The 13592-nt window shown below is 37.3% G+C and carries 13 protein-coding genes; 5 read left to right on the forward strand and 8 right to left on the reverse strand.

Annotation, left to right across the window (positions count from 1 at the left end):
* Window positions 1-3 precede the first annotated feature (3 nt).
* The 8 genes from KYH19_RS14320 to ubiE form a co-directional block, all read right to left on the reverse strand.
* Window positions 4-816 (reverse strand): DUF6089 family protein, encoded by an 813-nt coding sequence (locus KYH19_RS14320; protein WP_132402472.1) that lies wholly within the window; start codon window positions 814-816, stop codon window positions 4-6.
* A gap of 2 nt (window positions 817-818) precedes the next feature.
* Window positions 819-1700 carry an NAD kinase gene (locus KYH19_RS14325; protein ID WP_132402475.1) on the reverse strand — a complete coding sequence of 294 codons (882 nt, stop codon included), beginning with the start codon at window positions 1698-1700 and terminating at the stop codon, window positions 819-821.
* 9 nt (window positions 1701-1709) lie between these two features.
* The gene (locus KYH19_RS14330; RefSeq protein ID WP_132402478.1) at window positions 1710-2372 is read right to left on the reverse strand and encodes a CBS domain-containing protein; all 663 of its coding nucleotides are present in this window, start codon (window positions 2370-2372) and stop codon (window positions 1710-1712) included.
* Window positions 2373-3137 carry an alpha/beta fold hydrolase gene (locus tag KYH19_RS14335; RefSeq protein WP_132402481.1) on the reverse strand — a complete coding sequence of 255 codons (765 nt, stop codon included), beginning with the start codon at window positions 3135-3137 and terminating at the stop codon, window positions 2373-2375. It lies immediately after the preceding gene.
* A gap of 196 nt (window positions 3138-3333) precedes the next feature.
* Window positions 3334-3780 carry a GatB/YqeY domain-containing protein gene (locus KYH19_RS14340; protein ID WP_219075608.1) on the reverse strand — a complete coding sequence of 149 codons (447 nt, stop codon included), beginning with the start codon at window positions 3778-3780 and terminating at the stop codon, window positions 3334-3336.
* Between the two features lie 62 nt (window positions 3781-3842).
* Window positions 3843-4601, reverse strand: coding sequence for an SDR family oxidoreductase (locus KYH19_RS14345; RefSeq protein WP_219075609.1), 759 nt, complete (start codon window positions 4599-4601; stop codon window positions 3843-3845).
* Between the two features lie 89 nt (window positions 4602-4690).
* Window positions 4691-5482: an outer membrane beta-barrel protein gene (locus KYH19_RS14350; RefSeq protein WP_219075610.1), complete on the reverse strand. Its 792-nt coding sequence runs from the start codon at window positions 5480-5482 to the stop codon at window positions 4691-4693.
* Window positions 5479-6210, reverse strand: coding sequence for a bifunctional demethylmenaquinone methyltransferase/2-methoxy-6-polyprenyl-1,4-benzoquinol methylase UbiE (gene ubiE / locus KYH19_RS14355; protein WP_219075611.1), 732 nt, complete (start codon window positions 6208-6210; stop codon window positions 5479-5481). Before ubiE ends, KYH19_RS14350 begins: the two co-directional genes overlap by 4 nt.
* Before the next feature lie 165 nt (window positions 6211-6375).
* Here ubiE and yihA point away from each other — a divergent pair, with 165 nt between their 5' ends.
* The 5 genes from yihA (at window position 6376) to KYH19_RS14380 (ending at window position 13591) form a co-directional block, all read left to right on the forward strand.
* Window positions 6376-6999, forward strand: a complete 624-nt coding sequence (yihA, locus tag KYH19_RS14360) for a ribosome biogenesis GTP-binding protein YihA/YsxC (RefSeq protein ID WP_121283552.1) — start codon at window positions 6376-6378, stop codon at window positions 6997-6999.
* Between the two features lie 107 nt (window positions 7000-7106).
* On the forward strand, window positions 7107-7964 hold the full coding sequence (locus KYH19_RS14365; protein WP_219075612.1) for a UbiA-like polyprenyltransferase: 858 nt from the start codon (window positions 7107-7109) through the stop codon (window positions 7962-7964).
* 95 nt (window positions 7965-8059) lie between these two features.
* Window positions 8060-9763 (forward strand): M3 family oligoendopeptidase, encoded by a 1704-nt coding sequence (locus tag KYH19_RS14370; protein ID WP_219075613.1) that lies wholly within the window; start codon window positions 8060-8062, stop codon window positions 9761-9763.
* Window positions 9764-9831: 68 nt separating this feature from the next.
* Window positions 9832-10569, forward strand: a complete 738-nt coding sequence (locus KYH19_RS14375) for a hypothetical protein (protein WP_219075614.1) — start codon at window positions 9832-9834, stop codon at window positions 10567-10569.
* Between the two features lie 595 nt (window positions 10570-11164).
* Window positions 11165-13591: an outer membrane beta-barrel family protein gene (locus KYH19_RS14380; RefSeq protein ID WP_219075615.1), complete on the forward strand. Its 2427-nt coding sequence runs from the start codon at window positions 11165-11167 to the stop codon at window positions 13589-13591.
* Window position 13592: the final 1 nt, after the last annotated feature.

The raw sequence follows: 13592 nt of genomic DNA on the forward strand, positions 1-13592 counted from the left end.
AGCTTAAAAGGAATAGCATTTTGAGGATACAAAGGTAAAAGATATGCCAACACTAACAAATAGATAAGTGTCCCTTTTTCGAAAATCGCCTCTTTGGGTTCCCGGCTGTCCAATTTGAAAGCGTGAAGGATCGGATAAATTAACCTGGTTTGAGCCACTTTCAACAAGCACCGGGTTAACCGGATAACGTCCACTTACATCATCAATATAATCGGTAGCCGGTGTTCTATAACCCAATTCGGTAAAAACGCTCCAGGTATCTTTGTAATTGTATCTCAATCCCAGGCCATAAGGAATGGTTAAAACTAAGTTATTATAGGCATTTTCCTGGCCTTCAGTTTTCAGTTTATCTAATCTGTACCTTTCGCCATTAACTTTTACAGTCGGTTTAAACATCAGTAAACCCACTCCCGTAAAAAGGTACGGCGTAAATTGACGTGTTCCGCCCCCAAGGCTAAAATTAAAAAAATTAAAATCAATCAGGCCGCTAAGTTCGTTCAGTGATGTTTTAAAACGCAGATTTCTTTCGCGGAACTGCTCGTTGTTAGAATAGGCATCATCAGCTTTTATCTGCCCGAAAGTATAGTTTAAACGAACACCCAGGTATTGGTTAAAATTGCGCTTTACATAAAGTCCGCCAGACAAACCATTAATATATAATGGATTGTTCTGATTAAGATCGCCCATATAACCGGCACCACCAGCCATGCCCCCAACTTCCCAGGAAGGTTGACCGATCACTTCACGCTGTGCATGAACGAACTCCCAGCTAAAGATGAGAAAGAGGATAATTAATAGCTGTTTGCCTGGCGCCATACTTAGTAGTTACGGGTATCAATGCCCCATAATAATTTATTCCTTAACGTGTTTAAGTAGGTTTCATTATTAAGGCGGATAAGATTTATGCAAAAATCTGCCTTTTTTATACTAATTTTTACTGAACGCTCTACGGTAACGGTTCGGCTATCGCACGAAACCAAAAATTTTGATTCTCTGGCTTCAACTTCAAAAGAGAGTTTATTATCATCTGGTACAACCACTGGCCTTACATTTAAGTTATGCGGTGCAATGGGTGTAATTACAAAATTTTCAGAATCCGGATAAATGATTGGGCCACCGCAGCTTAAAGAGTATGCTGTAGAGCCGGTTGGGGTAGCTATAATTAATCCGTCGGCCCAATAAGAGTTGATAAACTCGTTGTTCATTGAAGCGTGGATAATCATCATAGCGGAATTATCGCGACGGTGAATCGTAATATCGTTTAACGCAAAGTTTTCTTCACCAAATAAACGATTATCGGATTCTAAGGTTAAAAGTGACCTGGAATCTAAGGTATATTCCTTATTGATCAGTGCATTGAGTGCTGATCCAATTTCGTTTTTATTGATACTGGCTAGAAAGCCCAGGCGGCCAAAGTTAATCCCGATTACGGGTATGCCAGAATTGCGGATCAACGATAAGGTATCAAGTAAAGTACCATCTCCACCCAGGCTTAACAATACATCAGCATGGTCTTTGAGTTCGGCATGGTTATGAAAAATGATTGTATTGGAAGGCAGTTTTATTTTACCATGAAGGGATGTTTTAAATTTGGAATATAAAACAGGCTGAATATGGTGTTCTGCTAAATGATTAAAAACCTCTTGTACATAGGGCAAAACCGTATCATTAAAATCTCTGCCGTAAATTGCAATCCTCATAAAGTAGGTTTATACATTTAAATAGTTCATGAAAGAATCGTAACGCTCCTGCGATCCATCATCAATCTGGGTATTATTGTAAACCTCTTTAACCAGATAATCATATCTTTCGAAAGAGGCTACCAATGAAGTGATTTCTGTTTTATTAACTTTGAGCGTTACTTCCAGACGTGTTGAATCTTCGAAAGAATTTACATAAGAAGAGAGTACCTGTGCATTATCGGCTTCAACAATCTGCGCAATATGGGCCAGAGAATTATCACGGTTACTAATCTCCAGAACGATAATTCCGCCAGGTTCATTTACGGCATACTGTTCGGCAACAGCATTTACCATATTACTAATAGGAATTAAACCAGCATAATTTTTCTGTTGATCCAGAACAGGAATAACTGTTAATTTTAGCTGGCTAAATAACCTGATTACATCATAGGTATGCGCATTATTCAACACAAAAACATTAAGCGTATTTACCGCGCTATCGCTTAAAAGTGTATCGTGATTATCAATATTTAATAAATCATCTTCAGAAACCAAACCCAATAAAGTTGCCTCATTAACAACCGGCAAATGCTTCAGTTTAAAATCGTTCATGCGATCTAAAGCTTTCTGCACCGTATCATCGGTTCTTAGTGATGGGATTGAATCTGATATGATTTCTGCTGCAAACATTTATTTCAACAATATTCTATCTAAAAATTTTTCTAAGTAAGCGTTAAATACCTGTGGGTGTTCCATCATAGGTGCATGCCCGCATTTATCAACCCAGTTTAATTCTGAGTTTGGCAATAACTGGTGGAATTCTTCTGCCACTTCCGGCGGAGTAACCTTATCGTTTTTACCCCATATTAAGGAAACCGGTATGGTAATCTTCGAAAGATCTTTAGACATATTGTGGCGAATTGCCGATTTTGCCATGGTTAAAATACGAATAACCCTTGATCTATCGTTAACCGTTTTAAAAACATCATCTACCAGTTCTTTAGTTGCCGTTGCCGGATCGTAAAAAGTAAATTCTACCTTTTCTTTAATATAATCGTAGCTCTCTCTACGTGGGAAAGACCCTCCAAAAGCATTTTCGTATAAACCAGAACTACCTGTAAGTACCAACGCTTTAACAAATTCCTGATGGGCAACGGTAAATACCAGACCAACATGGCCACCAAGCGAATTACCAACAAGCACTACCTGGTTTAAATTTTTATATTTTAAAAAACGATGAAGATACCTCGACAATGCTTTTACACCCAATGTTAAAATAGGGAGATCGTAAATTGGTAAAATTGGAATAATTACACGATAGCGATCTTTAAACTGTTCGATAACCAGTTCCCAATTGCTTAGTTCGCCCATTAGGCCGTGTAACAATACCAGTGTCTCGCCTGTTCCGGCTTCAATGTATTTAAATCCGTCTTCTTCTATTATCGGGTAAGTCATATCTATTTTAGATGGTATTGTGCTACTAAGTTAGTAGAGTAAAATTAAATTTATGCATTTATATGCCATTTTTCTGAAATAAAATCGAAAACGGTATAAAAACCTATTTTTAGGTATCGAGAAACAAGTATTAAGTATCAAGATACATATTTTATAATAAGCTTTCAGCTTTAGTCTTTCTGCTTTTAGCTTTAAATTAAGCTAGTTTTTCTTTAACAATTTCCGCAATTAATTTACCGTCAGCCTTACCTGCAAGTTCTTTGTTTGCCATGCCCATTACCTTCCCCATATCCTTAACCGATGTAGCACCAGATTGTTTTATTACTGTTTCGATAATTACAGCAACCTCAGCCTTATCCAACTGTTTTGGCAAAAACTGGTTAATCACTTCAATTTCTTCTTCTTCTACCTGATACAAATCTTCGCGATTTTGTTGCTTATAAATATCAGCAGATTCACGGCGTTGTTTAATCAGTTTCTGAAGAATTTTTAGTTCAGTTTCTTCTGTAATTTCTTCTGAAGATCCTTTCTCTGTTTTAGCCAAAAGTAAGGCTGCTTTTATTGCTCTTAAACCTCTTAACTGTGCATTGTTTTTAGCCAACATGGCTTTTTTTATTTCCTGATCTATTGTAGTTGATATCATTTCTTTTAATTGTTTAATTGCAGGATTGCTAAATTGTTAACTGCAAATTGCCAACTGAAAACTTATACTCTATTTATAATTGTTGCGGTAGCCTGTGCGGTTGGCATAATCAGCATATCGTTAATGTTAACATGTTTTGGCCGGCTCACAACATACCAAATGGCATCGGCAATATCGCCGGCAATTAGCGGCTCCAGGTTTTCGTACACCTTTTTCGCCCGGTCTTCATCTCCTTTAAAACGTACCACCGAAAATTCTGTTTCTACCATGCCCGGATTAATTTCGGTAACCTTAATGCCATGAGGTAATAAATCGATGCGCATGCCTTTACTCAAAGCATCTACAGCATGTTTACTTGCACAATATACGTTTCCATTTGGATAAACTTCTTTCCCGGCGATAGAACCGATATTAATAATATGACCCGATTGATTTGGGATCATCCAGTTGGAAACAATTTTGGTTACATAAAGCAAGCCTTTTACATTGGTATCAATCATGGTGTCCCAATCGTTGGTATCACCTTTATCAATGGGGTCTAAACCCTGACTTAAACCTGCATTGTTGATCAAAACATCAACCTTTTTCCATTCTGCCGGCAAAACTTCTAAAGCAGCGGTAAGACTTTCTTTATCGCGAACATCTGCCAAAACCTGTTTAATCGTAATGGCATATTTGTCTTCTAAATGATGTGCAATTTTAGCCAGGCGATCTTCTCTGCGGGCCAATAATACCAGGTTATAACCTTGTTGAGCAAATATATGTGCGCAAGCTTCGCCAATACCAGAAGTTGCACCTGTAATTAATGCGATTTTAGACATTTTTATGAATTTTAAGTCTGGGTAATCCTTTAAGATAAAGTTCTTGATTTACCTGTAACAGCAAAGGTAAGTTTTTTTGGATTGCAGGGCTATTGAAAAATCAAACTGAATGTTAATTGACGTAATTTCAACTTATCTATCGGGTTGGCATAAACGGTATTGTCGTGCTGAAGCAAATCGTTGGCCGAATACGACAGTTTTATTTCGGGCGACATTTTAAAATACTCGAAATAAATATCGAAACCAATACCTGTTTCGTACGACAGGTAATTTCTATTATTTTTTAAAAACTTATTTACAGCGGTTTCGCCTTCATCGAAAGTTTTCTTTTTCGAAGCTATATCTATAGAATATTTCGCACCACCCAACCAGTAGACCCTTAAATTGTTCAGCCGGTTCGATTTTACCTTTATGCCTAATGGGAATTCAAACATCGTAGACTGAACTTTTCTTTCTACCATTGTTTGGAAGTTTTTTGTTTGCCCTGTGCCCAGGATAATTGGCGCCATTGGCTCATACTCGTAAGCGACTACCCTATCACTAAAAATTAGTGAAGGCGTTGCCCTGATATCGAAGTTATCAGAGATCATTCTATTCATTACAAAACCCAATCCAAAACCTTGAGCTGGTGGGCTGGAAATAGAATTTAGTGTTGAGGTAAGCGGAACGCCTGGATTGTAAGATGGATCAAACGAATTTGGCACCTCATAAAAAGGGGATCTCCAATTTGGCTTTTTAAGGATTTTGTATTCGGACGAGATATACTGAAAATTAAAACCAAAACTCCAATCTTCATCATCTATTCCGCCACCCCAATTCTGAGCAAAGGTGGTTGCAGAAACCATAAAAAATGAAAGAATGAGGCTTAATTTTCTGATCATTTGGTCCCTACATATATCGAACTTATTCCAAACGTTAAAATTCTTTGTTTGGTACTTTTAAACCCAACTTTTTCCATCAGTCTGGTAAAATCTTCCCCGTCTGGAAAAGCAGCTACCGATTCTGGCAAATAAGTGTAGGCTCTATGGTCTTTAGAAAAGAGTTTTCCAAAAAACGGTGTTACCTGTTTAAAATAAAAACTATACAATTGTTTTACCGGGAAAACCTTTGGTTTTGAAAACTCCAGTATTACCATTTTTCCGTTAGGCTTTAATACCCTGTACATATCAGTCAATCCTTTTTCGAGATTTTCGAAATTACGTACACCATAGGCGCAGGTAATGGCATCAAAAGTATCATTTTCGAAATGCAGGCCTTCAGAGTCGCCTACCTGAACGGTAAAAACTTCATTTAAGCTGCGCTCGTTAATTTTCTTTTTGGCTACTTCTAACATTCCTTCTGAAATATCAACACCAATTACCTTTTCTGGATGCAGCTTTTTAATGGCTTCAAAAGCAAAATCGCCTGTTCCTGTAGCTACATCAAGTAAAGTTCTTGGATGGATGGAAACCAGTTCTTTAATGGCTTTCTTACGCCATAATACGTCAATCCCTAAAGAGAGAAAATGGTTTAAAAAATCGTAAGTGCCCGAAATGTTGTTAAACATGGTTGCAACCTGCTCTTTTTTAGTTGCATCTTCTACCTGGTATGGAGTAATATTCTGATTCATGATATGAGGCAAAGATAGAGAAAAGTCGGGAGTCTTTAGTCCGGAGTCCGAACTCTTTGGTGCAAAGTATTCAGTGTAATGTCAAAAATCATGTTTAAAAAATTATCGATTTGTACTTCGGAGTTCCGACTTCGGACTTCGGACTCAAAACCCTACCTTTGCACCATGATTATCAAAACGGCAACATTTGTTTGCAGCAACACCCAGATCTCGGCACTACCGGTACCAACCATGCCCGAATATGCATTTATTGGTCGCTCTAACGTGGGTAAATCTTCATTAATCAATATGCTGGTTAATCAGCATGGATTAGCTAAAACCTCTCAACGTCCTGGAAAAACACAGTTGATTAACCACTTTTTAATTAACGAGGCCTGGTACATTGTCGATTTACCGGGTTATGGTTATGCCAAGGTTTCTAAAACCAGCAGAGAGAAATGGGAAAAATTTATCCGCGCTTATATCACCAAAAGAGAAAGTTTACAATGTGTTTTTGTACTGATAGACAGCCGTTTAGAACCTCAGGGAATTGATATTGAATTTTGCTATTGGTTAGGTGAAAAACAGATCCCTTTTTCGCTAATTTTTACCAAAGCTGATAAACAGGGTATGACTACCACCCAGAAAAATGTAGCTGCCTTTAAGAAAAAATTAGGCGAATTTTTCGAAGAGATTCCAGCCACTTTTATCAGTTCTGCCGAAAAAGGAACTGGAAAAGATGAAGTTTTAAATTTCATTTATGAGGTGAATAAAGATTTCGTGGTACCAACGGATTATAAGAAGTTTTAACCAGTTTTCAGTTCGCAGTTCACAATTTTCAGTTAACCATTAAGAAATCTGTGTAATCAAATAATCTGTGTAATCATCCCCTAAAGGAATTAATCAGTTCTTAAAAAATGAAAAAATACTTTTCACTCGTATTATTCGCTCACTCCGTTTTTGCGCTTCCATTTGCCATGATTGGTTTTTTTTTGGGTGTAACCACTACAGAAAATCCATTTTCATGGTATAAACTCATTTTAGTTTTGCTCTGCATGGTATTTGCCAGAAACTCGGCCATGGCTTTTAACCGTTATCTCGACAGAAACATTGATGCAAAGAACCCGCGTACTAAAATGCGCGATATCCCTGCAGGTAAAGTTTCAGCAAATGAAGCATTGATTTTTGTTATCGCCAATTGTGTGCTTTTTGCCATTACCACCTACTTTATTAATCCACTTTGTTTCTATTTATCGCCTGTGGCTTTATTTGTGGTTTTGTTTTACAGCTATACCAAACGTTTTACTGCGCTTTGCCATTTGGTATTGGGCTTAGGCCTGGCACTTGCCCCTATTGGCGCTTATATTGCCGTAACCGGACATTTCGCCTTAGTACCTGTGCTCTATTCCTTAACAGTATTGTTCTGGGTGAGCGGATTTGATATTATCTATGCATTACAGGACGAAGAATTTGATCGCGAAGAAAAATTACATTCCATTCCATCGGCACTTGGCATTAAAAATGCTCTGAATGTTTCGGTGCTTTTGCATATACTTTCTGCAACTTGTGTTATTTTGCCTGTATTTTTTACCTCTTTTAGCTGGGTTTATTATGTAGGTATTGCGTTTTTCTGTTCAATGTTGATTTATCAGCACTTGTTGGTAAAACCAAACGATATCAGCAAAGTAAACAGGGCATTTCAAACCTTAAATGGTTATGCATCTGTTGTATTTGCTGTATGCTTTTTAATAGATGCGTATTTAAGACATAAATAAATGAGTGAATGATTGAATTTTGGATGAGAGAATATAACATTGCGCCATAAACTATTCACTCCTTCAATCATTCTCTAATTCAATAATTAACTATTATGATAACTAAGAAAATTAGAACATATATTCCACAGGAACTAAACATTACCTGGGAAAATTTAGAACCACTTTTTACTGAACTACAAAACCGCGAAATAAGCAGCACAGCGGAGTTAGAACAATGGTTAAAAGACCGTTCGGAACTTGAAGCTGCCCTGGAAGAAGACTTTGCCTGGAGATATATCAGAATGAGCTGCGACACCGCAAATGAAGAACTGGTTAAAAACTTTCAATATTTTGCGACCGAAATAGAGCCAAAAATTTCTCCGTTAGCCAACGAATTGAACAAAAAATTTGTCGAAAGTCCATTTATGGATGATCTGGACAAAGAAAAATATTTCGTGTACAGTCGCGCCATTAAAAAAGCTCTTGAACTTTACCGCGACGAAAACATTGAACTCTTCACTGAACTTCAGGTAAAACAACAGAAATACCAGAGTACTACAGGCGCCATGAGCGTTGAGCTTAACGGGCAGGAATATACCCTGGAGCAAGCCTCTATCTTTATTAAAGACTTAAACCGCGAGGTACGTGAAAATGCGTGGAAAACAATCCAACAACGCCGTTTGGTTGATAAAGATGATTTAAACATTTTATTTGATGAGCTGATTAAGCTGCGCAATCAGGTAGCTTTAAATGCTGGCTTTGAAAACTATCGCGATTATATGTTCCAGGCTTTAGGACGTTTTGATTATACCCCGCAAGACTGTTACGATTTTGCCAACGCGATTGAAAAGGAAATTGTTCCGATTTTAAAAGAACAGGCTGAAAAACGCCGTGAAGCTTTAGGTTTAGAGGTATTAAAACCCTGGGACCTTGAAGTGAGCATTAGTGGCAAACCAGCGTTGAAACCTTTTAACAACGGCGAAGAACTGATTGATAAAAGTATTGCCTGTTTTAATGCCATTGATGAAAAATTAGGTTCAAAATTGGCGACAATGAAGGAGAATAACCTTTTTGATGTGGAGAGCAGAAAAGGCAAGGCACCTGGTGGTTATAACTATCCTTTAGCAGAAACCGGGGCACCATTTATCTTCATGAATTCGGCAAATTCGTTGCGCGATTTAACTACAATGGTTCACGAAGGAGGGCATGCGATTCATACCTTTTTAACGGCAAATTTGGAGTTAAACGACTTTAAACATTGTCCATCTGAGGTGGCTGAACTGGCATCGATGAGTATGGAATTAATCTCAATGGATAATTGGGATGTTTATTTCGACAACGAAGAAGACCTAAACCGTGCTAAAAAAGAACAGCTGGCTGATGTTTTGAAAACATTGCCCTGGGTTGCGGTAATTGATCAGTTTCAACATTGGATTTACACCAACCCGAACCATACCGCGGCCGACCGTGAAGAAACCTTTAAACAGATTTTTAACCGTTTTGGCGCAGGCTTTGCCGATTGGACAGATTTAGAACAGCAGTTTGGAAATGGCTGGCAAAAACAATTGCATTTATTCGAAGTTCCATTTTATTATATCGAATATGCAATTGCCCAGTTAGGTGCCATTGCTGTTTGGAAAAACTATAAAGAAAATCCGGAAAAAGCTTTAGAACAATATTTGGCTGCACTTGCTTTAGGTTACACCAAACCGATGAATGAGATCTATGAAACCGCGGGAATCAAATTTGATTTCAGCGCGGAATATGTAAAGGAACTGGCAAGTTTTGTGAAAGATGAGTTAGAGAAATTAGGTTAATCAATATGATATTTATTAAGTCGCGGTTAATCTCCGCGACTTTTCTATTTTTAGAAAAAAACATTTTTATGCGCATCCCTAAAACAGTATTGATCATTTTAATATTTGCGAAAAGCATTTGCCATGCGCAACAAAATAATACCATACAGAAATATACCTTAACCGGTTTCATAAATAAGAAAATTCCGGTTGAATTAAACATTTCTGTCTCTAATCAGCTCATTTTAGGGGATATCAGGTATTTAAACACAAGATTGAAACAGCCAATTAAAATTATTGGCCGTGTGGAAGATCAAAATCTGTATTCGCTGCATGAATTTGAAAGAGATGGAAATATTAGCGGGAGTATTGATGCAACGCTTAAAAACAATAAACTGGAAGGTGACTGGTCTTCTACTAAATCAGATACCAGCTATACAATCATATTAGCGCTTAAAACCAATCAAAATCTTAAGCCGGAAATATTTTTACCTCTTAAACCAGATCAACTGGCAGGAGAATATGCTTATCAATACGGTGAAAAAGGGTACCAGGGAAGCATCACCATCAAAAAAATAAGTGGCAATACCTATAGTTATGATATTGGTTCGGTTACCCATGATCCTGGAAGAAACATTGCTGATGCATCCGGAAAGGCTGTTTTAAAAAATAACCAGCTGATCATTAAGGTGAACAAATCATGTGCATTCAAAGTTAAATTCTATAATGGCTTTTTAATCATTTCGCAGGAGAGTCCGTTCCAGTTAAATGATTGTGAATTCGGATTCAACGCCACACTAGAAGGCACTTATCTGAAAGTTAAATAGTAAACACCTATCTGGTCTTAGCGTCTCGCTAAGCGTTTTTTTTTGCCACGGAAACACTGAAGGCACGGAAATTAAGCAAGAATACAGAATCTCCACATAGTAAAATGTTTTTCGATAATAAAAACCAATGTTTTACCTGCTAACCCAAATAATAGACCTGATGGAAGTGAAAATCCCTTTTGGATATTGATGCATTATTTTTATCAACTATTCCCCAAAAGGATTGTAACAAACAGCAGGACAGAACCCAAACTACATAGTGCAGACGCTGCTCTTCAAAAAAGAATCATAGTTCCAATCACTTTAATGGCATCTTAACTAGTCTTATCTTCTCGCTAAGACTAAAGTTTAATTCTTATCAAGGAGCATGGATATTGTAAAAGACGCTTCGACTCCGCTCAGCGTGACAGCCCGAGGAGTACCATATAGCAAATGCTGAACTTCTGTTATACACCACTACAAATAATATAGTATGTAAAAAAATGTTAATTGGGTTAAACATTGTTAAAATCTACCAATTAATGCAACTAATGATCTAGTTTCGTTAAATTCCTAATCAGATAAAGGAAAAACTAACCATCAGATCTAATTAACAATGAAAATATTCGCTCCCTTCTTCACGATACTTGCTTTATTTTGTGTCAATCTACTTTATGCCCAAACCGTAAAAACCCATGTTACTGGAACAGTTATCGATAAAAACAACACAAAAGTTTTGGCTACGCTCACATTTAAAAGTGCAACAGACTCTTCCTTTATCAAAACCGTGACAACTAACGAACAAGGGAATTTTACATTGGATAATTTCCCGTCGGGTAAGTGTACAGTAGAAGTTAAATCACTTGGTTATAAAACACTTTTAGAAACTGTAGAGTTAGCGCCAGACAAAATCGATATCAATTTAAGCTTTACGTTACAACCGGATATAAATGAACTGGAAAGTGTTGTTATTGCCGGCCGCAAGCCTCTAATAGAACGCCATAACGATAAAACGGTGATGAACGTAGAGAACAGTATAGTTTCGACCGGAAATACTGCCCTTGAAGTGCTTGCTAAAATGCCTGGTGTAACGGTTAATCAGGATGGGATAATCAGTATCAGAGGCAGATCTGGTGTCAATGTGCTTATTGATGGAAAATCGACCTATTTATCTACCGAACAGTTGGCTACCAGATTAAGATCGTTAAATAGTAACGAAATAAAAACGATCGAACTGATTACCAATCCTTCTTCTAAATACGATGCTGAAGGAAATGCAGGGCTACTTAATATTCGGTTAAAAAAGAACACCAGCTACGGCACTAATGGAAATGTTGACTTAGGCTTCGGATATGGCAAGAATCCAAAAAGCGATGCCGGGATATACATTAACCATCGAAACAAAAACTTTAATGTTTTTGGCAGCTTCGCCAATAACAACAATAAAGCCACCGAAAACCTTGACATTTTGAGGGTAGTAAATGGCAGCGATCAAAACACCTATTTCCATCAATCGAATACACAGACGAGATCCACACATAACAACAATTACAAAGCCGGGATTGATTATTTCATCAACGACAAAAACACTTTAGGTTTCCTCACTACGGGTTATTTTAACAATGGTCACGATTCATCTAATGGCCTTACCGCTATTGGGCAAAGTTTTACAAAGGTTGATTATTCTATCGTTGCCGATAATCCAGCAAGGAATAAATACCGCAATCAGGCTTACAACCTCAATTACAAAAGTGTGGTGGATACTTTAGGTCAGGAATTTTCTATCGATTTAGATTATGCCAAATACCATAGTGAGGAAAATACCATTTATCAAAATTCCTTTTTAGATCAAAATGGCTTGAACTATAAATCGCCGGCCATCTTTAGAAATGCTACCCCATCTTTTATTAAAATCAAGGCTGCAAAAATTGACTATGTACTTCCAATCAGCGCGAAAACTAAACTAGATGCCGGCTTAAAAAGCAGCTGGGTGGGTACAGATAATGATTTTCAATTCGAAAACCTGATTGGAACAGATTGGAAGAATGATACAGGCAGAAGTAACCGCTTTATTTACGACGAAAACATCAATGCTGCTTATGCAACCCTAAAGCATGAATTTAAATCGACCAGTGTTGAAATTGGTTTACGAACGGAACAAACCAACTCAAAAGGGAATTCGATTAACGACAATAAGATTGTAAAACGCAGTTATTTTGATTTTTTCCCAAGTTTTAACATCAACCAAAGCTTAAATGCTAATCATGAAATCGGGTTTTCATACAGTAGAAGGATAGATCGACCTGATTATAAATCACTTAACCCTTTTGTTTATTTTGTTGATTTATATACTTTTAGTCAGGGAAATCCCTTTCTTAACCCGCAGTACACCAATGCTTTTCAACTGGCGTACAATTATAAAAAAACATTAAATATTTCATTGGGATACAGCATCACCAACGACTTAATTATTGACGTTTTGCTGCCAGATCATGAGAAGAAAACACTGTACCAAACCGTGCAAAACCTAGATAAACAATACGCTTACGATTTAACAATCGGTTACCCTACAACCGTTACCAAATTCTGGAGCATGGATAATACACTTACCAGCACCTATAACCAGATTAAGGCTGCTAATTTAGGTAACAATGTTTATGATCGGAAAAAGGTGAATTTTATGATCAATAGCAGTCACACTTTTACCCTAAGCCCGTCAACATCAGCAGAACTTTCAGGAGAATATGTCTCTTCGCAGATTTATGGCACTTATGCCATTAAGCCCTATTATGGAGTGGATTTCGGAATCAAAAAATCATTCCTCAATAAAAAACTAAATGTTAAACTTACGGCCAATGATGTTTTCGATACCAGAAAAGCAAGAATCAGCAGTGCACTTTCGGGTTTAGATTATAACCTCATGCAAAAACAAGAAAGCAGGGTTTACAGACTCAGTTTAAATTACATTTTTGGTAGCAGCAGTATTAAAGGTACCCGAGAGCGAAAAACCAGCGTAACTGATGAGCAAGGCCGGATCAAATAAT

The organism is Pedobacter sp. D749 (genome assembly GCF_019317285.1).
Classification (GTDB): Bacteria; Bacteroidota; Bacteroidia; order Sphingobacteriales; family Sphingobacteriaceae; genus Pedobacter.